Here is a 26,850-nt window from a genome sequence, read left to right on the forward strand (position 1 = left end):
AACCAGAAGTTGGCGTCGCTGGCAAGGCTCAGTCGCTTTTCGGTTTGGGCGACTCGGTGGCCCCTTCGGGGCGGGGAGGCTTATCACCACCTTTTTTATTGCGACCACGCCTGCGGCTGGAGCGGCGCTTGCTGGAGGAACGCTCGCCAGCGGCCTTCTCCGCGCCGGGTTTCGCGCCGGCTTTGGAGTCCTCTTTGCCGGTCCGGGCGTCGGCACCACCCTGGGTGCGCTGCTCACGTTGGGTGCTCTCGGAGCGGGAGCCTTTCGAGCGGCGCGAGCGGGAGCGGCCGGAGCGCCGGCGGCTGGAGCGGCGCTTCTTGGAGCGGCCCGAGTCGTTCGCGTGGGACGCATCCCCGCGCTGAGCGCTCTCTGGCGAGGCGCTGGCAGCGCTCTCTTCGGAGGGTTTCTGCTCGGAGCGTTGCGAGTTTCGGCGCCGATTGCGGTCGGAGCGCGAAGACTTCGAGCCGGACCCGGAGGGCTTGGAGCCCCGGGAGCGTCGGCCGGAGCGCGAGGATTTCGAGCCCTGGGAGCGACGCCGACTGCTCGAACCCCGGCGCTTGCGGCCGCCACCGCGCGCTGACTCCTCCTCAGTGCCGCCGTCGACCCCCCGGTCGATGACGTTGGGATCGATGAGCTCGATCTCGGTGACCGGCAACATCTTGCGGTTGTTGTCGGCAAAACTCACCATCACACGCCGATTGATGACGTCGACCTCCAGGATCTTCGCCTCACCGAGCTCAGTGCGCACCATCTTGCCCGCGCGTGGAAGTTTGGTGCGCATACGCCGGTAGAGCTGCTGCTCGTAGACCAGGCAGCACATCAGGCGTCCGCACATCCCTGAGACTTTTTTGGGGTTGAGCGTCAGGCCCTGATCTTTGGCCATACGAATGGAGACCGGCTCAAAGTTGTCCAGAAAGGTGCTGCAGCAGAGTTCGCGACCGCAGGGGCCGATGCCACCGAGCATGCGTGCGCCGTCGCGCACTCCGATCTGATGCATCTCGATGCGCGTGCGAAACTTATGAGCCAGATCTTTAACCAGGTCCCGAAAGTCGATGCGACCGTCGGCGCTGAAGTAGAAGACCAGCTTGGAGCCATCATGCATGTACTGCGCGCGGATCAGCTTCATCTGCAGCTTGCGCGAGCGGATGCGCTCGATCGCAAAGCGGTAGGCCTGCTCTTCAAACCCGGCGTGTTTGTCGGCCTGGGCGATGTCGGCCTCGGTGGCCTTGCGCAACACGCGAGGCAGGCTGTCGGTGGGTAAGACCTTGCGCGAGACCACCCCGCAGATTTCGGCGAGTGTGGGCCCGCGTTCGGTATCGACGATGACGTGATCACCTTCGCGAAGTTGCAACTCGCGGGCGTCGGCCTCATGGCGGGTCTGGCTGATGCGATAACGCAGCGACACCACGTTGTAGAGTTTCTTCTTTCCGCCGAAGGGGCGCGCCTGCTTTTTGGCAGGCTTAAAAAGCGTTGTGGTCATGGAAGTCATCTATGGATGCGCGGGAGAGCGCCGACAAGGCGCCCTGAGCCCGGGACTCATGCGGTTAAGAGGGCTGACGAATCTGGTCGAGGACACCCTCGACGATCAGCTGGGCGTTGACGTTGCGTTTCAGACGCCCGCGGGCTTCGGTCAGCGTATCGAGGATGCGTAAGATAGCGTCGAGCGAGAAGCGCTCCACGCCTTTGTCGATGAGGGCCATCAGGTCGGCGTTGATCACGCGCTGGCGATCGGCGCGCCGGGCCAACATCAGGTCGCGAAAATACACAATGAGCACATCGAGCTGGGCCTCCAGATCGGAGTTGCCTCGCCCGAAGCGCTCGGCGGTCTCCAGCCACTGGTTGGCGCGGTCGGCGGGCACCGCCAGAAACGCCTCCAGAAGTTCTTCGCGCTGCTCAAGCATTCCGGAGTCCAGAACCTCGACGGCTCGTCCCAGGCTACCTTCGCCATAACCGGCGGCGACCTTGAGTAGCGCCTCATCGGCCGGTTCTTCGAGCACATCGGGCAGGGCGCGGGCGACCTCGTCGTCGCTGAGCGCTCCGAAACGCAGACGCTGGCAACGACTGATGATCGTGTCGAGCAGGCGGTGGGGTTGATCGGTGATCAAAAAGAGCAGGGTGCGCGCGCTGGGCTCCTCCAGCGTCTTGAGCAGGGCGTTGGCGCCCTCTTCGGTCATGGCGTGCGCCTGGTCGATGAGCACCGCGCGGTAGCGTGCCTCATAGGGCGGGGAAAGCGCGGCTTTTTGAATGGCGCGAATCTGATCGATCTTGATGAAGTTGCCGCTCGGCGCGATCTCCAGCACATCGGGGTGCTGGCTGGCTTCGATGCGCTTGCAGGCGGTGCAGCGCATGCACGCATCCTCCAAAACATCGCCGGCGTGCTCCAGGCAGTTCAGGCTGGCAGCAAAGCTCAGGGCGGTGGTGTACTTGCCCACGCCTGTCGGGCCGCTGAAGAGGTAGGCGTGATGCATACGGCCCGAGCTCATCGCCTGCGTTAAAACCTGTCGCGTTCTAGAATTTCCTAAGAGTTCCGACCACTTACGCACAGAAGGGCTCCGGGGGGTGGGGGCCTGCACCGAGGGCGGCGCATGTTAGGGAGGGCGCCGCGCAGGTGTCAATCATCGCCGGCACAAAGCTCAGCGCTCAAAGGCCAGGTAGACCGAGCGACCTCGGCGGATGATTTTGAGGCGCACCACCTCGCCTGTGCTCAGTGCGGCCACCGCCTGCTCAAAGCTCTCCTGCGAGTCGATAGGGGTAGCGCCTACCTCGACGATGATATCGCGGTTGCGCAGGCCTCCCTGACGCGCCGGGGAGTCATCGCTCATACCGGTGACCAGCACGCCGCGCTCATCAGGAGCGCGTACCTGGCGGGCCAGACGTGCGGTCATCGGGGCGACCTCCACCCCGAAACGGGTCGGGCGGGTCGGGTCGGCCGGAAGATTCCCCGCGGCCAGCGGAAGGCTGGGACGCGCCTGGTCGGGAATGGCCTGCATCTGCACCTCGACGCGCTGACGTTCCCCGGCGCGCATGATCGCCACATCCACGGTGCTTCCGGCCGGGGTGGTCGAGACGTACCAGGGAAGATCGTCACTGGTGAGGATGGTGCGCCCACCAAAATGCGTGATGACGTCGCCCTCTTGAAGCGCGGCTTGCGCGGCGGGACTCATCTCAACGACCTCGGTGATGAGTGCCCCGGCGGCGCTCTCCAGCCGAAAACTTGTCGCGAGCATCGGCTCCAGGTCTTGCACGCGCACCCCCAGCCAACTGCGCTCGACAAAGCCACGATCCTGGAGTTGAGGCAGCAGCGTTTTCACCATGTTGATAGGAATCGCAAAGCTGATGCCCTGGCCCTGGCGGTTGATGGCCGTGTTAATGCCGATCACCTCGCCATTCATGCTGACCAGCGGCCCGCCGGAGTTGCCGGGGTTGATGGGCGCGTCCGTTTGAATAAAGTCGCCCTGTTGCTCCCGTCCTTCCACCGGAAGGTTACGCCTTCCGAGCGCGCTGACGATGCCGGCGCTCACCGAATGATTGAGCCCCAGGGGGTTACCAATCGCCAGCACATACTCACCGACCTGGAGCGCATCGCTATCACCCAGCGGAGCGACCGGAAGAGGCCCCTGAACCGAGTCGATTTTCAAAAGCGCCAGATCCGTGGGCTGGTCCACACCCACCACCTGCGCCGACATCTCGCGCCGATCGCTAAAACGCACATCGACGCTCGACGCGTTATCGATGACGTGGAAGTTGGTCAGCACGTAGCCGTCTTCGTGGATCACAAATCCCGAGCCCTGAGCCAGCGCTGGCCCCGAGCTTAAGTCCCGAAGGTGCGAGGGGCCGGTTCCCGGCGCATAGCTCACCATCACGCTGACCACCGCCGGACCAACCTCCTCGACCAACGTCACGAAGGGGGAGGTGTTCACCCCCCGCGCGCCCCGACCTTCGGTCCACAACACGCGCTCGGCGTCCTGAGCCCAGACCTGTGTGCCACCCGCAAAAAGCAGCATGACCAGCGCACAGATCGCGAGCGTCAGACGAGCGAGAAGGGGACTAGTGGCCAGGCGGAGAGGTCTCATGATCGCTCATGGGGCATGGGTTGTCGCGGCGCGCGGAAATAGTGCATCGGTGAGTAATGCACCAGATTCTCCACGCGGCTTGTGTAGATGCAGGCGTACACCTCGATCTGCTCGCCGAGGATGGTGTTCTCATTGCCCATCTTAAAGAGTAATCCCCAGTAGCGATTAAACTCACTTTCAAGCTGGCGCTCGACCTGCCAGAGCTCCTGAAGGACGCTCTGGCGACGGGCGCGAAGTTGGCTCTGGATGCGCGTGATCTCGTCGAAAGCCGCCTTCACCTCGACGTCACCTTCCGGCGCGTCGAGCTCCTGGAGGCGACGTGCCAGCCCGAGCTCAAAGGCGATCTCTTCGTTGATGCGCACCAGCTCATGCTCAATGGCGTCGAGGCGCGCGCGCTCCCCGCGAAGTTCATCGGTTCGCAGCAGTTCGCCCTCGATCTCCTGAACGACCATCGCGGTGCGCCAGGCCGTCGACTTCTTGCTGCGCACGATATCGCCGTAGATGTGGTCGCCGACGTAGAGCACCCGATCGGGGCGGAACCCGGTCATGCGGTGAAAGTCGATGAGATTGCCGCCCTGGTACATCTGGCCAGCTTCAAACTGCCCGAACTCCTCGCCGCTGACCTCTTCGCTGGCGTCGACGCGCAAAAAGGGCTGACGGTCGGTGAAAAAGCCTGGCTTCGACGCCCCGGTGATCACGATGTCAAAGTAGTCCTGCCAGCGCGGAAGCTGAGGCAGAAGATCGTCGAGCAGGTAGCTCATCACGTGTTCGGTGAAGCGGGCGTAGCTGTTGGTGAGCACGAAGAGCTTTTTACCGGCGCTGCGCAGGCGCTGCAGAGTGTGCGCCAGATCCAGGTTGCGGGTGAGGTACTGATCCATATTCGCGATGATGTCATCTTTGATGGAGTCGTCGCGGTGGGCCAGGTCGATGCTGTAGCGGATATCGTCGTAGAGGCGCCGCCAGTCGTGGCGCTGCTCGGGGCGAGTGCGCTCCAGGTAGTCGACCAGCGTGGCATAGAGCGCGGCTTCCGGCAGCGCAAAGAGCGTGTCGACCAGCGCGTAGCGCGAGGTCGTCATACTCATCGCCTGGGTGTGGTACTCGATAATATCGTCGCCATTCAGCTCTTTAAATCCGTGGTAGACCCGGCCTACAAAACGGTGGCTGTCGAGCTTAAAGATGTTGCCGCGCACGGTGTCGATGACAAGTCCGCGAATCGCAAAGTCGGTCGGGACCTTTAACTCGAGGATTTCGCGCGGATAGCCGCGCTCGATCACCAGGCGCTCCAGGGTCTTCTCCACGCTGAGACGCTCAATGGCGTCCTGGTGGTAATGCGCCAGGGTGTAGTCCATATCAAAGCCCACCGCCTCAACCTCAGCCAGGTTGAGGTCGCGGTTGCAGAAGACCTGGTGGACGGGAGCGAGCGATGGCGAGTGACCCTTTCGCAGGGTCTGGAGCAGCGAGAGAGGCCGCTCGGAGTCGGGAGGGTTAACCAAGGTTGTCTCGAAGCATATGTCGTTGTCGTGAGGGCCCCGGCGTCCAGCAGTACGGGGCGGCATCGTCGCGTGAGTATAGAGCGGGCGGCCAGAAGAGACGACGCGCAGAAGCCTGGTTTGCCACGTGGGCGCAGGATGCGGGCAGGCCGCGAGCAGCCTTTGAACAACAGGCAGGGCCTGTCGGGGATTCCGCCTCTTATCTCAGGGTACGGCGGCCCGGGCAGCGTGATGGCTGCCGGGTGATGTATCGACGCTTACAAAGGCCAACATCGATTCGCTGGAATCACGTCTGGGGCTGTGATAGAGCGTCGACTAAGTTGAGTTTGCCCCCGGCAGCCCGCGCAGAAAAGGTCTCGCAGGCAGGTGCCCGCGAAGTCCCGGGGCAACAATGTAGTCACTATTCTGACGGAGTAACACCATGTCCAGGAAGTTGTTTGCAATGCTGCTTGTCGGCCTGCTGAGCGCCTCGGTCACCGCCTGTGGCGGCGACGATACGCCGCTCGATACCCCCGACACCGATGTGGATACCGATGCCGGTGACGACACCGATCCCGACACCGATTCCAACGAGCCGCACCCCTTCGAAGATGAAGTGGATGTGTGGATGGGCGATGCCGTCAACGATCCCGACACCCCTCAGGCCATTGACGTCGGTCAGTCCTTCGGTGGGCAGCTCAATGGTGCGTCTCAGTACTACGAGCTCAACCTTGAGGCCGGTACCGCGCTTAAGGTGACCGTCGACGGTGTGGATGGTGATTTCACGGGCGAAGGCGCGTTTAACGTGGTCGTGGAGACCATGGCCGATGAAGGGCGTCGTGTGCTCTTCTACTCCGGTGACTCGGCCACCCGGGAGTTCTTCATCTACGCTGAAGGGGCCCACCAGATCTATTCGCTGCCCGGCGAAGGGGTCAGCGGTGCCTACAAAATCTCCACCGAGGTGGTTGAGCTTGCCCCCGAAACGCCGACCCTCCCCGGTGTGACCGAAGGCGATATGAGCGACGGCTCGATCAAGGTCTATGAGGTTGTGGCCGATCTCGACGGCACCCTGGCCGCCGAGACCTCCGCCCAGCGTCTTGCGCCCGAAGGCGGCGTCGACACCTTCCTGCACGTCTGGGACGTGGCCGCTGACGCCCGCATCGCCCAGAATGATGACTTCGGTGACGGCCATTATGACTCGCAGGTCTTCGCCGAAATCACCAGCGGCAACACCTACTACGTCATCGTCGACGCCTACAGCAACGACGCCGACGGTCTCTTCGAGCTGACGATGGAGACCTACGAAGGCGGCACCACCGAGCCGGTCGTCGTCGCCGATGGCGCCGAAGAAACCGGCAACATCGAAGCCCGCCTGGTCGGTGTAGACCTCAAGGCCTACTCCCTGACGGTGGAGCCCGGCGAGAACTTCCGCGTGCTCGTGGAAGGCGATGACGCCCTGACCCCGGCTATCGTGGCCGTCTCCGGCCCGGCCGGTGAAGAGCAGCAGGTCGGAGGCTCGCAGCCCGTTGAAGGCCGCGCCGGTATGTACGTCGGCGTTGGTGCTGACGAGGAAGAGGCGCAGACCTTCCTCCTCTACGTCTCCGATGAGCGTAACCTCACCGAAGGTGCCGAGTCGGTCGGTGGCGAGGGCTTCGGCTTTACGCTCACCGTCGAAGCGGTCGCCCGCGGGGCCGTCACCGTCGAAGGAACTCTGACGTCGCCTCAGGTGCTCGCTGACGTCGGTAACGTGACCTGGTTCGACGTGGTCGTTCCCGCCAAGACCATCGTGAGCCTGGCCGTGGAAACCGAAGTCGCCGAAGCCGACTTCGCTCCCCTGGTTGTCAGCGCCGACTACTGGACCTTCTCGCCGGCCTTCGAAGCGGAAGCTGTCCTGTACAACGACGCCGACGAAGCTGTGACGATGCCGGTGCTGGTGCGTGACGCGACCTTCCGCGGCTCGCCCACCACCACTTACGCCCTCAACGCCACCTTCGTGGACGCGACCCTGCCCGAAGGCCCGACCACCTACACCTTCACCGATCAGCTGCTGACCAGCGCCGACGCCGAAGCCATCGAGCTTCCGGCTCAGGTCTTCGGTCTGCTCGACACGGAAGCCGCTGAAGCCATCGATGAAGCGGCTACCCCGGTGCAGTTCTTCTCCGTCGACCTCGTCGCCGGTGACGTGCTCGTGGCGCGCACCTCGCGTGGTGCCGAACTTCCCGCCGACCCGGAAGCTGACGATCCCTCCACCACCGACACCGTCGTGCGTCTCTTCGAAGGTGACGGGTCCACCCAGATCCTGGCTGCGGACTACTACGTCGGTCAGGCCGATGCTGAGACCTTCTTCTCGGCCTTCATCTACGAAGTTGAGGAAGACGGCACCTACTTCCTGAGCGTGGAGCCCTTCTGCCAGAGCTTCCTGGGCATGAACTTCTGCTCCGATGGCGAGTACAAGCTCGACGTGTTCACGAACTGAGTTTCGCGAGCCGCATGTGTCCTCACCACGGCGTAGCTCCCCACGGGGGGCCCTGAGGTGAGGACAAAGGATGCATGAAAAGGGCGCTCCCCCGCGGGGGAGCGCCCTTTTTTTATGCCGTCGCTCCCTGGCGAGCGGGCATTGACACCCCGGCGGCCCGTGGCTACGTCTAGGGGCGAGATTTCGCACTGAAATGAACCAACCTGGAGGTTGATGCATGAAGCTGGCAACGCTACGCAACGGTACTCGTGATGGCGCGCTTGTGGTGGTGGGCAAAAACAATTCGGTCTACGCCTCGGCCGCCGAGATCGCCCCGACGATGCAGGCCGCGCTCGACCAGTGGGATGCGCTCGAGCCGAAGCTGCGCGCGTTGGCCGAGAAGCTGGAGAGTGGCCAGGTGGAGGGCACCCCGGTGGACCCGTCGCAGATGATGGCGCCGCTTCCCCGAGCCTACGAGTGGATCGATGGCTCGGCGTATATCAACCACATCGTGCTGGTGCGCAAAGCCCGCGGCGCCGAGCCGCCCGAAACCCTGGAGACCGATCCGCTCGTCTACCAGGGCGGCTCGGGCGTGCTTCTGGGCGCCCATGACCCCATTGAAGTCCCCAACATCGAGTGGGGCGCCGATTTTGAGGCCGAGGTCGGCGTCATCCTGGGCGATACCCCCCGCGGTGTGAAGGCGGCCGACGCCTCGAAGTACATCAAGCTCATCGTCATCCTCAACGACGTCACCTTCCGAAACCTGATCCCGGCCGAGCTCGCCAAGTCCTTTGGCTTCTTCCAGTCCAAGCCGGCCACCGCCTTTGCGCCCTTCGCCGTGACCCCCGACGAGCTTGGCCAGGCCTGGAAGGAGGGCCGCATCCACCTGCCGCTCTACACCTATTATAACGGCGAAAAATTCGGCGACCCGGAGGCCGGTCCCGAGATGCATTTTTCGTTCAACGATCTCTTGCAGCACCTCTGCAAAACCCGCGCGTACACCGCGGGCACCATCGTGGGCAGCGGCACCGTCTCCAACGACGATCGCAGCCGCGGCTCCTCGTGCCTGGCCGAGCAGCGCATGCTCGAGAAGATCGACACCGGTGAGTTCAAAACGCCCTTTATGAAGCCCGGCGACACGGTGAAGATCGAGATGTTCGACAGCGAGGGCAACAACATCTTCGGCACCATCGACCAGAAGGTCGTTGACGCCGACTGAGGCCGGGCCACCGGCATCAACTGTGGTACGCGCGCCGCGCCGCCGGGCATTCTGGACCCGCGGCGCGCGTGTGTTTAGCGCTTCTCAATCGGGCCCGGAACGGGCCCTCAACCCGGGGATGGAGGCGGCGATGATTCTTCACGGATACTGGCGAAGCTCTTCAAGCTGGCGGGTGCGCATCGGATTCGCACTCAAAGCGCTCGACTACGACTACCGCGCGGTGCACCTGGTCGAAGGCGGTGGCAAGCAGCATAGCGAGGAGTATCGCGCCAAAAACCCCATGCGCCAGGTGCCGATGCTGGAGTGGGAGGAGAATGGCGAGCAGATCTACCTCACCCAGTCGCTGGCCATCCTGGAGTTTCTCGACGAGCTGCGGCCGACCCCGGCGATCTTGCCGGCCAACCGCGTGCACCGGGCCTGGTCCCGCGAGATGGCCGAGGTCATCAACGCCGGCACCCAGCCTCTGCAGAACCTGGCGGTGATTCAAAAGATCAAAGCCGAGACCGACCTCGACGCCAAAGCCTGGTGCCGCGACTGGATCGAGCGCGGCCTGAGCGCCTACGAGCTGCTCGCGGAGCGCCGCGCCGGCACCTACTCGGTGGGCGATGAGGTCAGCCTGGCCGACATCTGTCTTATCCCCCAGCTCTACAACGCGCGTCGATTTGACGTGGATCTGGAGGCCTTCCCGACCATCCTGGGCATCGAGGAGCGCTGCAACGCGCTGGAGGCGTTTCAGCTCTCGCACCCCGACCAGCAGCCCGACGCTCCCTGAGGTTTTGACGTGCAGACGTTCACGTTGGAAGTGCAGATCAAGACCTTTGAAGAGCTCAGCAAGCTGGAGCTCTACGAGGTGATGGTCCTGCGCAACGAGGTTTTTGTCGTCGGCCAGAAGATCACCGCCGAGCCCGAGGTCGACGGCCTGGATGTCGACTGCGCCCATGTGCTTCTCAGGGCCGATGAGCGTCTGGTGGGCACCGCCCGCATCTTCCATAAAACGTCGCCGATGGTGGTCGGGCGAGTGGCGGTGCATCCCGAGCGTCAGGGGCAGGGCCTGGGCACGAAGGTCATGGAGGCGGTGCAGCGCTACCTTGGCGAGCGCGCGGCCGAGCTGCACGCCCAGGCCCATCTGGAGCGCTGGTACACGACTCTGGGTTGGGAGCGTTATGGCGAGCCCTTTGTCGAGGCGGAGATTCCCCACGTGATGATGCGCTGGCCTTCCGGCAGCCCGCGTTGATGCTCTGCCGCGGCGTCATACGACCGGGCGCCCCGGTGGGAAATGAAATACGCCGATCATGGTGTTCGGTCGGTGTTGCATAAAAAACTGGCAAACCACCACGTACACACATGAGGAGACGACCATGGCGTTGGAAGGCGTAAACATTCAGTGGCTGGGACATTCCACCTTTGTGATCACCACCCCCGAGGGAAAGACCCTGCTGGTGGACCCGTGGTTGCGATCCAATCCGAAGTGCCCGGCGGAGGCCTACGAGCTGACGCCGGACGCGGTCTTGATCACCCACGGTCATTTCGACCATATCGGCGATGTCTTCGAGGTGGCCGAGCGCTGTCAGGGGCCCTTCGTCGGCATTTTTGAGCTGACCAGCTGGCTGGGAAGCCGCGGGGTGGCGGCCGAGCAGCTCGTGGGCATGAACAAGGGCGGCACGGTGGAGCTCGAAGACCTTGATGTACGCGTTTCCATGACCGATGCGCGCCATAGCTCGTCCTTCCAGGAGGCCGACGGCATGAGCATCTATCTGGGAGAAGCCGCCGGTTTTGTGGTGGAGTTCTCCACCGGGGAGTCGCTCTACATCGCCGGCGATACCGCGCTCTTTGGTGATATGGCCTGGATCGCCGAGATCTACGGACCCACGGTGGGGATTCTGCCGATCGGGGACCGCTTCACCATGGACCCCCTGCAGGCGGCGATGGCCGCCGACCTGCTGGAGCTCGACGTGGTGATTCCCTGCCACTTTGGCACCGCCCCCGGGCTCACCGGCACGCCGGCCCAGCTCATCGAGTACCTGGAAAGCTACGAGATTGAGGTCGACGTGGTCGCGCTGGAGCCGGGTCAGGAGCACGCCTTCTAAGCGTCTCCAGAGAGCTATGTCCTGATTAAAAAAACCGCCGGCCTCTTGAGGGCCGGCGGTTTTTTATATCTCGGCCGTGCGCTGCTTTTGCGCGACCGGGCACCGTTGAGAAGCCCGCTCGCCAGGTGCTTCCAGGCCTCAGGCGCTCAGGGTGAGCGCCAGCGCAAAGGCCCCCACAGCCCCGCCCACCGTCAGCACCACATATCCCGACGCGCGCCAGAAGGAGCGCGCGGCAAGCTGCCGGGTCTCCACCGCGAAGGTCGAGAAGGTGGTCAGCGCCCCGCAGAATCCGAACCCGGCGAACATCAAAAGCGGGCTCTCATACATCGGAGAGTCGGCGGCCCGGACCCCGGCCATCAGCCAGCCCAGCAGCGCGCTGCCACCCAGGTTGATGAGCAGGGTATTGAGCGGAAAGCCCAGCCGATTCGAGACGCCGAGGAGCGCGCGGGTGAGCGCAAAACGCACAAGCGCGCCCACCGCCCCGCCCGCACCCACAAGGGCTGCCATCTCCCCGCTCACGCCCCACCTCCGGCGCTCGTGGAGAGCTGTCCGCCGCCCAGACGCGCGCCCAGCGCCGCCAGCGCCAGACCCCCGACCAGCGAGAGCGCCACGTAGCTCGCCGAAAGCCCCGGCGACGCGTCGCTCAGAAGCCAGAACGCCTCCGACGCGAAGGTCGAGGTCGAGGTGAACGACCCCAACAGCCCCACCCCCACGCCCTGCTGCAACCAGGCCGGGGGGCGCCGCATCTGGCCGACGCGGGTGGCCACCCAACCCAAGAAGAGGCAGCCCACCCAGTTGGCCACCAGCGTGCCGGTGGGCACCACGTTGATCGCCGGAAGCGCCAGGCCCACAGCCGTGCGCAGCAGCGCGCCGAGCGCGCCGCCCAGGGCGACGCATACGATCGTGATGAGGCGGGTCGGGGGGGAGGTGGGCATCGGCAAAATACTCAGTCCTGGGGATTCAGCGCACGCGGAGGTCCGCACCGGCAGAGTTAGCATGAGGGCTGGGAGGGCGTCGAATCGGGCAGATCCCGTGTGCGCGACGGTCGCGACAAGGGCTGCGCGGGTCAAAGCGTCTTCGCGAGTGTCGAGGACACGATGTGCGCACTCAAAACGCGCGCTCAACGCCCGTGGGCTCGTAGGCGACGACACAAAAGAGGAACTCGGCCGTCGGAGAGGCGTTTTGAGAACTCAAAACGCGCGCTCATCGGCCGTGCTCGTTATGGGTGTGCCTCCAAAAACGAGCTCGACAATCGGGGACGTGTTTTGAACTGGCGCGTCGTGAACTCGGCGGTCGGCAACGCGTTTTGAACTGGCGCGTCGTGAACTCGGCGGTGGGGGAGGCGATTTGAGAACTCAAAACGCGAGCTCGGCGGTCGGGGAGGCGTTTTGAAAACTCAAAACGCGAGCTCGGCACCTGGGACGGTGGTTTGAGAGCAGCGGCAGGTCAGCGCTTCGGTTTGAGCTTCGGGGAGCATTTGCTAGGCTCAGCCGCATACCCGAGTTGTTTTGCCGTACGGGGGCCCGTTTGCGGCTCGTTTCAGGTCTGCGTGCGCGATCGTGCGCAGACGAGAGGCGCATCATCTGCTTTTGGAGACAGGAGTTTGTGATGAGTAACAAAGTGGGAAAGACGGTGGAGAATCGTGTGAACTGGGGGCGCTGGGTGGCCTCTTCGATTGAGGTCCACGGGGAGAACGTAGCCGTGAAGCTCAAGGGGCAGATGGGCTTCGATACGCCGGATTGGCGGCGATTCATTGAGGGGCAGGGCAACGATCTTGGCGATCTGACCGAACGCCTCTGGCAGAAGGAAGCCGAGCTGGCCCGGGAGCGCGCCGACGATGGCGAGCACCGCACGGCCCGGGACGAGGCCGCTGCCCGTACCCTGGAGATGCTCTCGCGCACGCGCTCGCTTCTGGACGCCGGCGCTCCGGGCCTTGCAAAGCGCTTCGGACTCGACGGCACGTTGCCCCGTGAGCCCAAAGCGCTGGAGTCCTTTGGTCAGAACGTCGCCGCGATGTTGCGCGAGGCCGATCTCGACATCGATGCCATGGGACTCGTCATTGCCAGCCGCGAGCTCGCCAACAACCTTCAGGCCCCGATCGAGGAGTTGCGCAAAGAGCTGACGACGCTTAACGAGGAGGAGCGCAAGGCCGAACGCCTTCTCACCGAGCGCGACGCCCTGATCGAGGAGTGGTCGCGCATCTACCAGGCCGTCGCCGGAATCATGGAGCAGCTCTTCCGCCTGGCGGGCGATGATGAGTTGGCCCGACGCGTGCGACCCACAACCAACCGCTCTCTGGGCATCGACTCGCCAGCAGAGGATGGCGAACTCACCGAGCCGACCTCGCCGGCTGCTCCCGAGCCGGGGGATTCGCCAGAGCCGCAGCCGGAGGTGGCGGAGTGATTTTCAATCATGAAAAGCGCTAAAGCATGAAGGGGGAAACAAAATCGGCCGCCGGAGTGTCTCCGGCGGTCTTTTTTGGTCAGGGTTCAGGGAACCACGTCGCCAAAAGGCTGGAAATACGATCGATGCCCCGGCACACTGCCCCCTCGCACCCCGAACGACTCAAACCCTATGCCCGGAGATATCGCATGACGTTCTCACCCTCCGTCTTGTCCCTGCGCGCCCGATTCACGACGACCTCGGCTGTGCTCTTCGGGCTCGCTGCCGGGCTGGTCGCGCCGGGAACGCCGACGCCGCTGGGTTGGGTGAAGGTGGGAGTGGGGCTTGTAGGGCTGGGGCGCCGTGCGCGGCGCGGCTGACGAGTCTCCGGAGAGTTTCTGCCGGAAAAAGGACGTTCCCTTCAGCACACTGCTCGACCTGCCGCTTTCGAGTCATCAAACGTTTTTCGATGTGGACATGCCATGCTGCCATCACACCGCCCCACGTTCATCCCTTTCAAGAAATGGTCGGCCGCGCTTCTGGGGCTCGCCGCAGGATGTTTCATGGTGGGAGGGGTGCCGCAGGCGACCGCCCTTTGTCCCGCGCCCGAACGCTACGATGAGCTCAATGCCTATATCGACGAGATCTGGTCCACCGAGCGTTACGCATGTCTGGACGTCGAGGCTGACCCCGTCACCGACGCGGCGACGGGGCGCATTTGGATTGTCACGGACATCATTAACGGGTGTGAGGAAGGTATTCTGGTCGAATTCGAGGACCCGCCCTATCAAAATAACGAGTTCATTTCATCGGGAGAGGCGGTGACGTTGGAGGTGCAGGTGGAGAGCTACCAGAATGCACCGCAAGGGGAAGGCGAGCTGGAGTTTCGCGTGGACGGCGAGGACGAGCCGATCGTGCGTGTTCTCTATTCTTTTGAAGGGACACCCCGCGATAACCGCGACGTTGAGTGCAACGACGAAGTCTCGGTTGGGTGTGGCGGGTGTGCAGCCTCCAGCTCGACTCCGGCCCACGCGCCGCTGACCTGGGTGATGGTGGGGCTGGGGCTTGTGGGGTTGGGGAGGCGTGTGCGGCGCAGCGCGCGCTCCTGAGCTTGACGCTTCGCTCGATGGTTGCGCCGGGCACAGAGCCTGAGCGTCGCGGCCAGCAAAAAGAGCCGCCGGAGAGAACTCCGGCGGCTCTTTTTGTATATGGGCTTCAGATCGACGCAGCAGCGGGTTAGCGGGTCAGGCCAAACGCCACCTCGGCCAGCCCCGTGACCTGCTCATCGCCGTTGTTTTCGCGGACGATGATCTGCACATCGCGCACCCCCTCCACCTGCTCAAACTCATAGACCGCCGCGCTCGCCAGCTCCGGCTCGCCGGCCAGGTCTTCGAGGAGCAGGAGCTGTTCGCCGTTGGCGTCGAGGAACTCCACGTCGAAGCGCGCGATGGCGTAGCCCTCGCTGTAGGCCGGGGGCATCGTGGAGCGGTGGTGCCAGATGTAGAGGGTGTCCATGGTCGCCGGGCCGTTGAAGCTGTAGGTGGCCCAGGCGCCCTCGATGTCGCCGTTGGAGGTGGTCCAGTGGTTGCTGCCACCGTAGTCGGCGTGGGTATCGGCTGGCCCAAAGCCCCCGGGAAGACCGGAGCCGTTGATGGTGTGCGCGATGCTGTAGGAGTTGGACCACTCCGAGCTGGCCATGGCCTCGTCGGGCTGGAAGAAGGCAGCCTCATAACGCTCTGGCGAGGTGCCATCCTCAGAGACGCAGTCCACACAGAGCGCTTCTTTCTGGCCAAGGGGTGGAAAGGCGATGCGCTTTTCGGGCACACTGCGCGCTCCCACGAAATGGTTAAGGAAAGCGATACATGGACAGGGCGAGGGCATGATGACGATGAAGTCTGGCGAAGGCGCAAAAGAGCGGGTGTTGAGGGTTGCGTCCTGTGGAGTGGGGCTGTTGCTGGGGTGGGGCGCGCTGACAGGCGTGCCGGAGGCTTCAGCCGACACGGTGTGCTCCGGACCCTACGCCTACGGGGACCTTGATGTGCAGCTCGACGAGGTGCATAGCGAGGCCGCCTTTGATTGCCTGGCGGTGGAGTATGAGATGGACGAGGATGAGCAGTTTGGCACCATATCGCTGAGGCTCAACGTCGCGAACGCCTGCGGCGAGGACATCGCCATCGCGATGAACCTCGACGAGCATTACGGGGAACCCTACCTGTATGAAGAGATTGTCGCTGAGGGAGAAACGCTGCGCTTCGGCGGCCCGGTCAGGAAGCTCGATGATGAAAAGCAGGGCAATGGCGTCGCCGAGATTCGCGCAATCCCGGCCGCAGAGCGCACTGGCGAGGAGATGGGGTTTGAGGAGTATCGTGCGATGGCGAGCGTGCATTATTCGTTTTCGGGCACGCCCACCTACGCGGACCCCTACTACAATGAGGGCGCCTGCGGCCCGGGGACCACGTTCGGATGCGCAGTGACGAGTTCGGGGCCGCAAGCGCCTTCGTCCTGGCCGCTGGTGTGGGTGGCGTTAGGGGTTGTGGGGGTGAGGCGGCGAGTGCGCGAGCGTAGCTGAGATTCGGAATGAAGACGGTAGCACTCGCCGCGCTACAGCACGCCTTGTCTGGATTGACGCGAGGGCCAACCGCCTCGCTGAGGAGTTATAAATGAACGTAACGTCCCATCCACCCAACACACCTTCGACGCCAACTTTGCCAGGTGTACCGGCGCTTTTCGTCGCGTTGGCGGCGTTTGCGACAGTGCTGGTGCCGATCTCGGCCCACGCGTTGAGCTGCGAGCCGCAGCCGGAGTACCTCGAGCTCGACGCGCAGATCGATGAGGTCTGGAAGAACGAAGCCTTCGGCTGCCTGGTGGTAGAGCCCGAGATTCGGACTGAAATGTATAGGGGAAGCGTGGAGATGGTCGTCGACCTCGCCAACGCCTGTGGCGAGGACGTCTGGGTGCTCGCGGGCGATGATTATGCCCCCGGAGAACGCGTCGCTGACGGGGCGCTCGTAACACTGAGCGTGGAGGTTGCCTGGCTCTATGGCGAGTCGGAAGGGGAAGGGGAGCTGCAACTCAGCGTACTCTTTGGCGAGGGCCAGATCGTGGAGGAGGTGTGGGCTGATGCGTATGAGGCGTTGGCTTTGGTTCAGTACTCGTACTCCGGAGTCCCCAACGACCACGACGGGAGCTGCGGGGGCGCTACGCCTTTTTATGGATGCGCGGCCTATGGGGGAGAGGGGGAGGGACCGACGCCGTGGGCGTGGATCTGGGTGGTGGTGGGGCTTGTGTGGTCGGGGCGCTTCTCGTGCACCAGGGCACGTCGGAGGGTTTGAGGGGGGGGCAGGTAAGGAGGGAAAGGGGAGAAAAATAAGGTGAGTGCAAGCCCCTCAGAGCGATGAGGTGACGTCGAGGGGCATCGCATGACCTTGAGTCTCAGGTGTTTCCCCGAATCCGAATCTCTTTCGTTTCTTCGTCGAACTCGGGGAGAGCGTCCAGGTTATCCTTCTTTGTCTCGGGGTTCGGGGATTTGATTTCGATCAGAAGATCCTCTGCCAGAATCTCTCCTCCTCCCAGGTCGATTTCCGTCATGACATAGTGACCTGATGATAAAATGAGTTCTGCCAGAAGTTTATGGTCGCAGATCTCAATGCCCTCTTCTTCTCCGCTGATGACATCAGAGCGTTGGCAGACATATCGGGCCGACGTGCCCGAACCATTTCTGGCGAACACTTTGACGAGCGTTGGCATGCATACCTCATTGATGGATAGCCCCTGAATGGGCGTTGGTTGACTGGTCAATGGTTGAACGTCTTTAGAGCAGAATGAAGGGTATAGCGAGCAGAGAAGGAAGTGGTGTTCCGTAACGTAGAATGTGTGGGTTCGAGCGGTCAGGCGCGCTCAGACATCGTCCCACGCACATGATACCTCCGCTCGACGACTCGCTGCCTTGCGTCCGAACACAGGTTATGGAAGGGGATACGCCTCGATGAAAGCCGTGCCCCCGGCATCAAAACGCCCCGGGGAGTCGTGCCCCGGCCAGAAGCGAACTCCCACCACCGACACCCTCGTTGCCTCCTCTATGGACGCGGACGGCCGAGGATACCACACGACGCGAGTAACCCGACCATGAGCAGCATCACTCTGGCAGACGTAAAAATTGTTCTTTCCGGTGATCTTAGCCCGCTGGATCCGGACGAAGTGAAGTGGGATCTGATTGCCCGAGGCGCCTACGTGCTCACGTCGGTCACGAAAACCACCGGGGTGCTTGTGGCGGGCCCTGGCACCCGGGAGGCGCTCCTTGATCGTGCCGCAAAACACGGAGTGCCGGTCCTCGACCTGTCCGGGCTTCGTGCCCTGCTTGATGGAGCGACCGTCGCGGAGGCGGTAGCCGGGGCGGCCGAGAAACCCGCGACGTCTGCGAAGGCCCGTGCCGATGCATCAACACTTGCCGGCCTGCGCGTCGCCATCGTCGGCCGCATTACCGGCTTCACGAAAGCCAGCCTTTCGGGCCAATTGCAGGCTCTCGGAGCACGGACCCAGGCCAGGCCTTCGCCCCACGTCGATCTGCTCATCGTCGGTGAGAGTCCCTCGGCCGACGGGGTTGCCGCAATGGACGCAGGCGTTCCCTTTCTCCGAAAACACGCGCTCGATGCCCTGCTGACGGGGGCACCGCTCTCAGACTTTGTAGCTCCCGCTGGCCCGCCGGTCGACGATCCGGCAGGGCGAATCAAAGAGCTTGTCGAGGAGGCCCGGCCGGAGATGGTAGCGATCTCCGCCGGAGAGCCCTGGGATGATGAGCTAACCCTCACCCTTCACCCCGGCGGCCGCGTTGTTGCGGAGCTCAAGCATCTGGGCGGAACGCCCGTGCACGATCACGTGCGCGAGGTGCTACAGCGCAGGTCGTGGCCGAAGGTTCAGACCTCCACCTCCCTTACCTCGCCCATATCCTTTACCTGAACCATCTCTGAACCCACACGCGCGTAGTGTCCCCCCGACACGCGGACCCCTGCAGGAGGGCATCGAGGGGGTTCCGCCACCTGTCTGGTCGAGAGGAGCGTCCTGGTGATGAACAAGGGGCACAAAGCGCCTTGATCTGCGCGCCAAGGGGTGCGAAAAAAGGCGTCGCAGCCTGCGATGGCGCGCCCAGACCCCGTAGCTCAGTTGGATAGAGCGATGGATTCCTAATCCATAGGTCACAGGTTCAATTCCTGTCGGGGTCATTTCTTTAAGTGCTTGAAAAGGTTTTGCAAAAAGCCTCTCCGGGTTGGGTCCGGGGAGGTTTTTTCGTCTCAACCCCGGAGGTGAGCATGTCCCTGACGTACTACCGCGAGCTCGTCCGGGAGTTTTTCGACGGAAAGCGCGTCATCCTCGCCATGGGAACGGTGGCCGGGTCTGCGGGGCGCGTTCAGGCGTTGCGATCTTTTGGGCTCCGCCAGTTTTTGAGCGCGAGGCGATGCGTGAGGGCGAAGGCGCGCGCTGTGCTGGCAGTCGACCGGCGAAAGCGCGGGGGGACGAGGCGCCCCCATTCATATGCCGCCAAAACCTGGAGGGATGCTCAGTGCTGAGGGAGGCCCCGTTGGTGGCCTTGGTCGCAGACACATGAGAAAAGGCCCGGTTGCTGATCCCCGGGGTTTTCCGCTATGACCGGCGAGTTATGTGATGTTGGCCGCCGCTGAAGCGGTGTCATGGATGCGCCGTGCGCCAGGAGCGTGCGGCATCATGTGGGAGCAGCGATGAAGGTGAAGTGCGCGTGGATTGGCGTGGCGTTGGCCGCGGGGCTCATGGTCGGGTGTGGAGAGGGGAGCGAGGCGGAAGAGCCCCTCGTGATCCAGGAAGATGTCGGCGACGGGGATGTCGAGCAGATTGGTGAAGTCGACGATCGCGACGCACTCGCCGAGCTTCCCTGTGGTGAGGAGATGCTGGCGGATTGGCCACTGCTGGAAGAGGTTTCGAGCGGGGCGGTGGAGGTCAGCGAGCAAGGGGGCGTGTTCAGCGCCACGATCGACGCGAGCGCCGGCGGCACGCAGGGGGTGGCGAGCAACCCCTTTGTGTACCTCAACCTGGCGACCGGCGAAAAAGCGCAACTCAACGACGTGGAAGCCGCGCTCAGTGAGGAGTGGCATCTGGGCTTTAAGCGCGTTGTGATTCGCAGTAACAGCGGTGACTCGGGCCCGGGCGGCGTGCTCGTGACCAAAATGAGCAACACGAGCTTTGAAGATGTCGACTCGGTGCCCGGCAATCCGGAGGCCTACCGCACCGACGATACCTACGATGCGAGCTGCACCCCGGAGCTCGACCCGATCGGGACGCCGATGACGGCGTTCAACTACCTGAACCTGAACAACCCGTCGGGCTCGCAGTCCTGGTACAGCTACGGCGGCGGCGTCTCGCCAGTTGCCGGCGACGTCTATGTGCTGCGCGTGCCGAGCACGGGGGAGGCGTACAAGATGGAGATCACCGGGTGGACCGGCGGTGAGTTTGAGTTGCGCTGGGCGGAGATCAACTGATGCCAGGACATGCGCGTAGGATGGTGGCGGCATCGTTGGCCACCGCGGCGTTGGCGTTGGGAGTGGGGGAGGCGCAGGCGCTGCGCCCCACCGAGGCCGGGCATCCGCAGAGTTACGGGGGGGAGGCGCGTTACCTGGACAGCCCCGGGGGGCATGTGCGGGTGTGGTACGCCACCGAAGGAGAGCACCGATCGCCGCGAGTCGCCGGCGATGGGGAAACCCCGGAGATCGCCGAGACCGTCGCCGAGGTGGGCGATGATGTTTTTGAGGCGATGGCGACCCATGGTTTTCGATTGCCGCTGGTGGACAGCGAGCTCTACCCGGTGAGCGCCGATGACGGGGGCGATGAGCGTTTTGATATTTATCTGATCAACTTTGAGGCCGGCGACGGGCAGTTTGTGCCCGAGTATTGCACCACGGGGGCGCCCGAGCGGTGTGCGGGCTATGCGATGCTCGATCACGCCTTTGTGCCGCTGTATTACCCCTCGCGTGAGCTCGCGGTGAAGATCGTGGTCAGCCACGAGATCTTTCATGCGGTGCAGGCTGCCTACCGCGCCGACTGGCCGGTGTGGGCCTCGGAGGGAAGTGCGAGCTGGTATGAGGAGTTGGTTTACCCGGAGCAGGACGATTTTGAGCGCCTCTCCGGCTACTACTTTGAAGATTCGGCACGCAGCCTCAACGATCGGGCCCGCGGCCCCTCCGATGGATTTGCGTACGGGGCGGGGATCTTTTTCTATTACCTGGATGTGGTCTTCGGCTCAGAGATGATCGTGGCGTTGGCGGAGCGTTTTGCCGCGTCGGAGACGATCGAAGATGCGCTCCAGGCCGAGCTCGCTGAGAGCTTCGGTGAGGCTGATGACGCGCTGGAGCTCTTTGCGATCTACAACCTCTTCACAGGTGAGTTGGCCGGTGAGGGTGAGGGCTACCCGCAGGCGGAGCGTTTCGCCGGGGTCGAGGTGGTGGATCTTCCGGGGGAGGGGGCGTTCAACTGGGAGCAAAACGTCGACACGTTTAGCGCGCGTTTTGCCCGCTGGGATGTGAAGGTGCCGATGACCCTTACGCCGGTGGCGGTGGAGGGCTGGCCCTCGGCGAAGCTGGCGTTGCTTCGCGGTGGTCAGCAGGGCACCCAGGGCTATGAGAGCGTCGGGGTCGGAGACGTGGTAGCGGTCGGGCCGGAAGACTCACCGGTGTATCTGGTCGCGAGTCAGGGCCTGGGCGAGGATGCGGTGATCAGCGCGCAGGGGCGTCTTCTGCGCGAGGAGCCGCAGACCCCGTCGAGCGAGAGCAGTGAAGACGGCGGGGGCGGCTGCTCGCAGGCCGGTGGTGGTCGCACCTCAAGCGTGGTCTGGGCGTTTCTGGGACTATGTTTGATGGGACGACGCGTGCGTCGCAGGCGATGATGGAGGGGGTAAGCGGGGCGGTTGAACGCCTGGCCGAGGCACTCGGCCTGGGGCTTGTGGAAACCACACTGGGGGTGGTGGCGGTGCTGGGGCTTCTGGCGGGGCTTGTGTGGCTTCGTCTGCGCCGGCGCTGGCGTAGCGCCAGGGCGCGTCGCCAGGGGAAGCGCGCGCGCCGCGCCGAGGTGCGCGCCGGCCGCTGGCTTCAAAAAGAGGGGTATGAGCTCATGGAGGAGCAGGCCAGTCGCACCTGGGTGGTACGCGTCAACGACGATGAGGAAGTTGTGCGATTATCGGCCGACTGGCTTGTCGAGCGCGCCGGCAAGCGCTATGTGGTGGAAGTTAAGACAGGCAAACGCGCTCCATCGGTCCGTAACTCTGCCACACGGCGGCAGATGCTGGAGTATCTTTGCGCCTACGAGGTCGACGGAGTGATCCTGATGGATATGGAGTCGGGAGAGCTCGTTGAGGTCGAGTTTCCGGTGCGCGTGGAGCGGGTGTGAGACGTGTAAGTGCTTGAAGATGAACGAAGTGTCACACGAAATCATGGAAGATGCGTGCCCGGGGTGCTGTTGAAGCCTGATGTGTCGGGGAGCGTCGAAGGGGAAGATCAGGTGAATTCGGTCAATGAGGGCAGAGTGATGACGACAGGGCAGATGCAGGCAGTGGGGCGGCAGGAGGAGGCGGACGCCTCCCAGCGCATCCGGACGAAGCTGGCGGGACGTTGTGTGTTGCTGGTCGAGGATGATGAGGCGGTGCGGACGCTGATTGCGCTCTTGCTCAAAGACCTCGGTGTTGAGGTGGTGGAGCTGGGCGACGGGATCGAAGCGCTCAATTATGTGGCCGCCTCGGAGGTGTATCGGCGCTCGGTGCGCCGCCCGGATCTGATCGTGGCCGATATCAACATGCCCAACTTCAGCGGTCTCGATCTTTTGATGGGGCTGCGCGAGAGCCGGGTGCGCCCGCCGGTGGTGCTGGTTACCGCAGTCAACGACGAGGATATTCAGGCCGAGGCACGCCGCCTGGGAGCCGTGAGCATCGTTCAAAAACCCTTCGAGGTCGATGAACTCTTAGGAGAGGTCGCCGGCGCGCTCTTGCGTGCGGAGCAAAACGACGAAGATCTCGTCGAGGGCTGAGGTCTTCGGCGTGTGAAGGCGATCAGCTGGACCAGTCCTCGATGGTCCAGCCGCGGCGAAGGGCCTCGCGCCGGAGACGCGGATCGGGGTTGACCACCCTCGGGTGACCGACCTCCAGAAGCATGGGCAGATCCGAGTAAGAATCGGTGTAGAAGTAGGAGGCTTGAAGGTCGACGCCGGCCTGTTCTGCCCACGTCTTCGCCCAGAAGATCTTGCCGGGGCCGTAGCAGATGGGGCGCTCGAAGATGCCCCGCAGCGCTCCCTGCTCGTCGATAGGAAAGCGGTTGGAGAGCCAGGCATCGAGCTGCCAGTGCTCCGCGGCCAGCTTTGACATATAGGGGCTGCTCGCCGTGAGCAGAACCAGGGGGTGCGCCTGGGTGCGGTGACGCTCCAGGACCGCTTCCGCACCGGGCTGCACCGTCTTGAGCACGTGATCGTTGAAGAACTCTCGGGTGCGCTCGCGCAATGAATCTGCTGACTGGCCGCGGTAGTGGCGCACCGCCTCGGCGAAGGCCCGCTCCATATCGACGAGCGAGAGATGGTAGAGTCCCATCCACGCCGAGGCCTTCAAGAATTGCAGCGCCGAGATGCGCCCGGCTCGCCGCTCGTGGCGCGCGTACACAAAGGCGCTGTTGATGGCGATCAGGGTGCGGTCGAGGTCGAAGAAGGCGGCGGGCCGCCGGGTGGTCTGGGTCATGTTACGATGCCAAATCAGAGTCTCAGTGCAGGGTGGAGGAAGCGGCCTCAACCCGGTCGGGAATGCCAGCTTCGAGGACTTCGCGAATCCTGGCAAGGTCGCCGGCCGGGGAGAGCGGACCCATGCGTCCCAGCAGCTCGACCAGGCGCGCCCCTGTCTTGCCCCCCGGGGCGAGCACCCGCAGGTGAAGATCAACCTCGGTGGCCGCGCCTCCTTCGATGGGAGCAAAGCTCACCCAGCCCTCATGGAAGATGTCGGAAGGCTCGATGGCGCGCCAGACCAGAAGACGCTCGGGCTGATCGTCGATGAGTTCAACCTCGCTCTTGAGCAGCATGTCGCCCGGGCCTTTGAAGCTCCAGGTGGAGCGCGCATCATCGATGCGCTCGATGTTGTGGATGCGCGGCAGGTAGATGGCCAGGTTTTCAATCTCCCGCCAGAAGGCGTAGACCTCGGCCGGGGAGCGGTTGATCGCGATCGTGTGTTGGATGGGGGCCATCTCACGGGCAGCGGTGTGCAGCAGGCGGCGTTGCCAGTCCTGCTCAAAAAGCTGCTCGTCGCGGGCGGCTCGGTACGCCACACCAACGCCGACGCCGGTGAGGAAGTAGCCCAACACACCGCGGCGCTTGAGCCCGTAGGCGCTCAGAAGTGCGCCGGCGATAAATGGCAGGGGGTTGATGGCATCAAGACCGGCGCCTTCGCGCGCGCCGGGGTCGCGGCTCAGGGCGTTGAGCGCCATCACGGTGTCGGAGCGTTGATCGCGCGAGCTCATGGTGGAACCTCGGAGAAGGGAATACGTTGCGTGTGCTTCGGTTGTGAGGCCTGCAGCCGCACGGCTCATGCGTGCGAGCCAGCCCTCAAGCGTTGCCTCAAAGCCTAAGCACCGGGATCCGGGGTCGCCAGCGCCCAGCGCTTGACCCTGCCCGGGTCACCGACTACTAGCAGGCGTTGTCGGGCGAGCCCTGATGCGCGCCCTCGTTTTGCGACTATTGAGCCCCCGGAGATGTTCGATGAGCCAGCGAATCTACCTCGATTGGAACGCCACAGCGCCCGTGTTGCCCGAGGTGCGTGAGGCGATGGTGGAGGCGCTCGGCGCGGTGCATGGTAATGCATCGAGCATTCATCGCGAGGGGCAGGCCGCGCGCGCGGTCGTCGAGCGGGCCCGTCGCGCGGTCGCGCGCGCGGTCGGAGCGCCGGCGCAGGCAGTGGTGCTGACCGCCGGAGCTACCGAGAGCAACAACCAGGTCTTACGCCAGCACGCTCGCCAGACCACGGACCCTTTCATCGTCTGCACCGTCGTGGAGCATCCCTCGGTATTGGAGACGGTGCGCGCGCTTGAGAAGCAGGGCGTGCGCGTGGCGCTGTGGCCGGTCGACAGTAAGGGGCGGCTCCAGAAAGGCTGGCTTAAGGAGCAGCTCAACGCCGGCGCCACCCTGGTCAGCGTGATGTGGGCCAACAACGAGATCGGGAACATCTACGATATCGCGGCCATCGGCGCAGAGGTGCAGGCCGCCGGCGCTACCTTTCACGTCGATGGCACCCAGGCGCTGGGCCGCATCCCTATGGACTTCGCGTCGAGCCATATCGACTACATGACGCTGTCGTTCCATAAAATGGGCGGGCCCAAGGGCATCGGCGCCATTGTGACGCGCGAGGGGCTTATCGTTGAGGCGTTGCTTACCGGCGGTCATCAGGAGCGAGGGCGTCGACCGGGCACCGAGAACGTGCCGGCTGCTGCCGGACTGGAAGCCGCAGCGCGCGCGCTGGGCACCCAGCTCGATACCTGGCGTGAGGCCCTTGGCGAGCGCCGCCACAGCTTCATTGAGGCGCTTCAAAGTCAGATTGAGGGTATGGAGTTACGCGGCGATACCGAGCATCAACTTCTGAACACCCTCAACGTGGCCTTTGAGGGCGTTGACGGCGAAGATCTTTTGTTGGCGATCGATCTGGAAGGAATCAGCGCGTCGAGTGGTTCCGCCTGCACGGCAGGCTCGCTTGAGCCCAGCCACGTTGTGCTTGCCATGGGCTTTGATGAGCCCTCCGCTCGCCGCTCGGTGCGATTGAGCTTTGGACCTCATACTCCGATGGACGATCTGGAGCGGGCCGCCAGCATCATCGCCGCCGTCGTCACTCGACTTCGCGCCATGGGTGTCAACTCGCCCGTTTAACTTTGCTTTTGCACTTTTTGAGCGCAGCGGTTAGCTGTGTCGCCGTATCAGGCCTCGAAGGCCTGCCATGGTGAGGAAAGTCCCAGGACGAGACGATGTCGCAGACAATCACAGACATGCAGAGCTGCTCGGTAGATCAGCGCCCCCCCAGCCTTGAAGATGCCGACGATATCGCCAGCGCGGTGCAGGACCGTGTGGTGGTCGCCATGAGCGGTGGGGTCGACAGTTCGGTGACCGCCGGCATCCTCGCCGGTGAGGGCTATGATGCGGTGGGCATCGCGATGCGCCTCTACTCCACGCCGCAGGAGTCCTACACCAAGAGCTGCTGCTCGCCAGACGATCTGTTCGACGCGCGCACCGTGGCCGACTCCCTCTCGATTCCCTTCTACGTGGCCAACTACGAAGATGCGTTTCGCGAGCGGGTGATCGAGTATTTTGTCTCGGAGTATCGCCGGGGTCGCACGCCGAACCCCTGCGTGGCGTGCAATGATCACTTGAAGTTCGACATTCTGCTGCAGCGCTCCCTGGCGTTGGGCGCGAGCTATCTGGCCACGGGGCATTTCGCCCGCATCGACCGCAGTGGGGATGTTCCGAAGTTGTTGCGCGGCGTCGACCGCAACAAAGATCAGTCCTACTTCCTCTTCGGACTTCCGCGCGAGGCGCTCGGACGCATCCTCTTCCCGCTGGGCGGCATGACCAAGGATGAAGTCCGCGACATCGCCCGCACGATGGGGCTGGAGACCGCCGAGAAGGCTGAAAGTCAGGAGATCTGCTTTGTGGGCGGGGGCGACTACAAGGCCTTTGTCGCCAAACTGCTCTCGGAGCAGGAACGCACCCCGGGGCGCATTGTGACGACCTCCGGTGAGGTGCTTGGCGAGCATGACGGTATCCATAACTTCACCGTGGGACAGCGCCGTGGGTTGGGGCTGAGCTACCATGAGCCGCTCTACGTCAAAGCCATTCGCCCCGAAGACGGCACGGTGGTTGTGGGCGGACGCGATGAGCTGGCAGCGCGCGGGCTTGTGGCCGAGCGCTGCAACTGGCTCTCGTTTGACCGCCCCAATGGACCGATCGAGTGTCAGGTCAAGATCCGCTATGCCGGCGAGCCGGTGCCCTGCCTGTTGACGGTGGGCGCGGACCCGACGACGGCATTTGTCGAGTTTGAAGAGTCGCAACGCGCGGTCACCCCCGGGCAGGCCGCGGTCTTCTATCAGGGCGAGGAGGTCCTGGGCGGGGGCTGGATCGAAGAGCCCCGGAGCTAAAG

Annotated in this window: 27 protein-coding genes and 1 tRNA gene; 18 read left to right on the forward strand and 10 right to left on the reverse strand. The window is 63.7% G+C overall.

Going from position 1 to position 26,850, the window contains the following annotated elements; all coding sequences use genetic code 11:
• Positions 1-28: 28 nt before the first annotated feature.
• The 4 genes from EA187_RS01760 to EA187_RS01775 form a co-directional block, all read right to left on the reverse strand.
• Positions 29-1,480, reverse strand: a complete 1,452-nt coding sequence (locus EA187_RS01760; RefSeq protein WP_164855892.1) for a PSP1 domain-containing protein — start codon at positions 1,478-1,480, stop codon at positions 29-31.
• A 64-nt stretch (positions 1,481-1,544) separates the two neighbouring features.
• Positions 1,545-2,573 carry a DNA polymerase III subunit delta' gene (gene holB, locus EA187_RS01765; RefSeq protein WP_347343324.1) on the reverse strand — a complete coding sequence of 343 codons (1,029 nt, stop codon included), beginning with the start codon at positions 2,571-2,573 and terminating at the stop codon, positions 1,545-1,547.
• A 60-nt stretch (positions 2,574-2,633) separates the two neighbouring features.
• Complete coding sequence (locus EA187_RS01770; protein ID WP_127778972.1) at positions 2,634-4,073, reverse strand: trypsin-like peptidase domain-containing protein; 1,440 nt, start codon at positions 4,071-4,073, stop codon at positions 2,634-2,636.
• Positions 4,070-5,566, reverse strand: a complete 1,497-nt coding sequence (locus EA187_RS01775; protein ID WP_164855894.1) for an HAD-IG family 5'-nucleotidase — start codon at positions 5,564-5,566, stop codon at positions 4,070-4,072. The genes EA187_RS01770 and EA187_RS01775 overlap by 4 nt, the downstream gene beginning before the upstream one ends.
• A 418-nt stretch (positions 5,567-5,984) precedes the next feature.
• On the opposite strand from EA187_RS01775, the gene EA187_RS01780 reads away from it, so the two are divergent.
• The 5 genes from EA187_RS01780 (at position 5,985) to EA187_RS01800 (ending at position 11,303) form a co-directional block, all read left to right on the forward strand.
• Complete coding sequence (locus EA187_RS01780; protein ID WP_127778974.1) at positions 5,985-8,018, forward strand: hypothetical protein; 2,034 nt, start codon at positions 5,985-5,987, stop codon at positions 8,016-8,018.
• Between the two features lie 217 nt (positions 8,019-8,235).
• On the forward strand, positions 8,236-9,216 hold the full coding sequence (locus tag EA187_RS01785; protein WP_127778975.1) for a fumarylacetoacetate hydrolase family protein: 981 nt from the start codon (positions 8,236-8,238) through the stop codon (positions 9,214-9,216).
• 130 nt (positions 9,217-9,346) lie between these two features.
• Positions 9,347-9,988 (forward strand): maleylacetoacetate isomerase, encoded by a 642-nt coding sequence (gene maiA, locus EA187_RS01790; protein WP_127778976.1) that lies wholly within the window; start codon positions 9,347-9,349, stop codon positions 9,986-9,988.
• Between the two features lie 9 nt (positions 9,989-9,997).
• A complete protein-coding gene (locus tag EA187_RS01795) occupies positions 9,998-10,450 on the forward strand; it encodes a GNAT family N-acetyltransferase (RefSeq protein ID WP_127778977.1) in 453 nt (150 codons plus the stop codon).
• A gap of 124 nt (positions 10,451-10,574) precedes the next feature.
• Positions 10,575-11,303, forward strand: coding sequence for a metal-dependent hydrolase (locus EA187_RS01800; protein WP_127778978.1), 729 nt, complete (start codon positions 10,575-10,577; stop codon positions 11,301-11,303).
• A 138-nt stretch (positions 11,304-11,441) separates the two neighbouring features.
• Here EA187_RS01800 and EA187_RS01805 read toward each other — a convergent pair whose 3' ends face one another.
• Positions 11,442-11,810: a fluoride efflux transporter FluC gene (locus EA187_RS01805; protein ID WP_127778979.1), complete on the reverse strand. Its 369-nt coding sequence runs from the start codon at positions 11,808-11,810 to the stop codon at positions 11,442-11,444.
• 8 nt (positions 11,811-11,818) lie between these two features.
• Positions 11,819-12,238, reverse strand: coding sequence for a fluoride efflux transporter FluC (locus EA187_RS01810; protein ID WP_164855895.1), 420 nt, complete (start codon positions 12,236-12,238; stop codon positions 11,819-11,821).
• 673 nt (positions 12,239-12,911) lie between these two features.
• On the opposite strand from EA187_RS01810, the gene EA187_RS01815 reads away from it, so the two are divergent.
• From EA187_RS01815 to EA187_RS01820, 3 genes are all read left to right on the forward strand, one after another.
• Positions 12,912-13,706, forward strand: a complete 795-nt coding sequence (locus tag EA187_RS01815; protein ID WP_127778981.1) for a hypothetical protein — start codon at positions 12,912-12,914, stop codon at positions 13,704-13,706.
• Between the two features lie 188 nt (positions 13,707-13,894).
• Positions 13,895-14,065, forward strand: a complete 171-nt coding sequence (locus EA187_RS20250; RefSeq protein WP_164855896.1) for a hypothetical protein — start codon at positions 13,895-13,897, stop codon at positions 14,063-14,065.
• Between the two features lie 102 nt (positions 14,066-14,167).
• Positions 14,168-14,794, forward strand: a complete 627-nt coding sequence (locus tag EA187_RS01820; RefSeq protein ID WP_127778982.1) for an MYXO-CTERM sorting domain-containing protein — start codon at positions 14,168-14,170, stop codon at positions 14,792-14,794.
• A 127-nt stretch (positions 14,795-14,921) separates the two neighbouring features.
• On the opposite strand, the gene EA187_RS01825 is transcribed toward EA187_RS01820, so the two are convergent.
• Positions 14,922-15,509 carry a hypothetical protein gene (locus tag EA187_RS01825; protein WP_127778983.1) on the reverse strand — a complete coding sequence of 196 codons (588 nt, stop codon included), beginning with the start codon at positions 15,507-15,509 and terminating at the stop codon, positions 14,922-14,924.
• Between the two features lie 58 nt (positions 15,510-15,567).
• Here EA187_RS01825 and EA187_RS01830 point away from each other — a divergent pair, with 58 nt between their 5' ends.
• Together EA187_RS01830 and EA187_RS01835 are read left to right on the forward strand one after the other, a co-directional pair.
• Positions 15,568-16,254, forward strand: a complete 687-nt coding sequence (locus tag EA187_RS01830) for a hypothetical protein (RefSeq protein ID WP_127778984.1) — start codon at positions 15,568-15,570, stop codon at positions 16,252-16,254.
• A gap of 91 nt (positions 16,255-16,345) precedes the next feature.
• Positions 16,346-17,017, forward strand: coding sequence for a hypothetical protein (locus EA187_RS01835; protein WP_127778985.1), 672 nt, complete (start codon positions 16,346-16,348; stop codon positions 17,015-17,017).
• 100 nt (positions 17,018-17,117) lie between these two features.
• Here EA187_RS01835 and EA187_RS01840 read toward each other — a convergent pair whose 3' ends face one another.
• Positions 17,118-17,432 carry a hypothetical protein gene (locus EA187_RS01840; protein ID WP_127778986.1) on the reverse strand — a complete coding sequence of 105 codons (315 nt, stop codon included), beginning with the start codon at positions 17,430-17,432 and terminating at the stop codon, positions 17,118-17,120.
• A 378-nt stretch (positions 17,433-17,810) separates the two neighbouring features.
• Between EA187_RS01840 and EA187_RS01845 the strand changes: the two genes are divergently transcribed.
• From EA187_RS01845 to EA187_RS01870, 6 genes are all read left to right on the forward strand, one after another.
• Positions 17,811-18,641 carry a BRCT domain-containing protein gene (locus EA187_RS01845; protein ID WP_127778987.1) on the forward strand — a complete coding sequence of 277 codons (831 nt, stop codon included), beginning with the start codon at positions 17,811-17,813 and terminating at the stop codon, positions 18,639-18,641.
• Positions 18,642-18,830: 189 nt separating this feature from the next.
• Positions 18,831-18,904: transfer RNA gene (locus tag EA187_RS01850), tRNA-Arg, on the forward strand.
• Between the two features lie 513 nt (positions 18,905-19,417).
• A complete protein-coding gene (locus EA187_RS01855; protein WP_164855897.1) occupies positions 19,418-20,191 on the forward strand; it encodes an HmuY family protein in 774 nt (257 codons plus the stop codon).
• Complete coding sequence (locus EA187_RS01860) at positions 20,191-21,591, forward strand: MXAN_6640 family putative metalloprotease (protein WP_127778989.1); 1,401 nt, start codon at positions 20,191-20,193, stop codon at positions 21,589-21,591. Before EA187_RS01855 ends, EA187_RS01860 begins: the two co-directional genes overlap by 1 nt.
• On the forward strand, positions 21,588-22,091 hold the full coding sequence (locus EA187_RS01865; protein WP_127778990.1) for a hypothetical protein: 504 nt from the start codon (positions 21,588-21,590) through the stop codon (positions 22,089-22,091). The genes EA187_RS01860 and EA187_RS01865 overlap by 4 nt, the downstream gene beginning before the upstream one ends.
• A 138-nt stretch (positions 22,092-22,229) precedes the next feature.
• Positions 22,230-22,724, forward strand: a complete 495-nt coding sequence (locus EA187_RS01870; protein WP_115603193.1) for a response regulator — start codon at positions 22,230-22,232, stop codon at positions 22,722-22,724.
• 22 nt (positions 22,725-22,746) lie between these two features.
• Here EA187_RS01870 and EA187_RS01875 read toward each other — a convergent pair whose 3' ends face one another.
• Positions 22,747-23,421: an HAD family hydrolase gene (locus tag EA187_RS01875; RefSeq protein WP_115603192.1), complete on the reverse strand. Its 675-nt coding sequence runs from the start codon at positions 23,419-23,421 to the stop codon at positions 22,747-22,749.
• 22 nt (positions 23,422-23,443) lie between these two features.
• A complete protein-coding gene (locus EA187_RS01880) occupies positions 23,444-24,190 on the reverse strand; it encodes an SRPBCC family protein (protein WP_164855898.1) in 747 nt (248 codons plus the stop codon).
• Positions 24,191-24,428: 238 nt separating this feature from the next.
• Between EA187_RS01880 and EA187_RS01885 the strand changes: the two genes are divergently transcribed.
• Both EA187_RS01885 and mnmA read left to right on the forward strand, forming a co-directional pair.
• Positions 24,429-25,586: a cysteine desulfurase family protein gene (locus EA187_RS01885; RefSeq protein WP_164855899.1), complete on the forward strand. Its 1,158-nt coding sequence runs from the start codon at positions 24,429-24,431 to the stop codon at positions 25,584-25,586.
• 170 nt (positions 25,587-25,756) lie between these two features.
• Positions 25,757-26,848, forward strand: a complete 1,092-nt coding sequence (gene mnmA, locus EA187_RS01890) for a tRNA 2-thiouridine(34) synthase MnmA (protein WP_347343330.1) — start codon at positions 25,757-25,759, stop codon at positions 26,846-26,848.
• Positions 26,849-26,850: the final 2 nt, after the last annotated feature.

The sequence above is a fragment of the Lujinxingia sediminis genome, assembly GCF_004005565.1.
GTDB classification, from domain to species: Bacteria; Myxococcota_A; Bradymonadia; order Bradymonadales; family Bradymonadaceae; genus Lujinxingia; species Lujinxingia sediminis.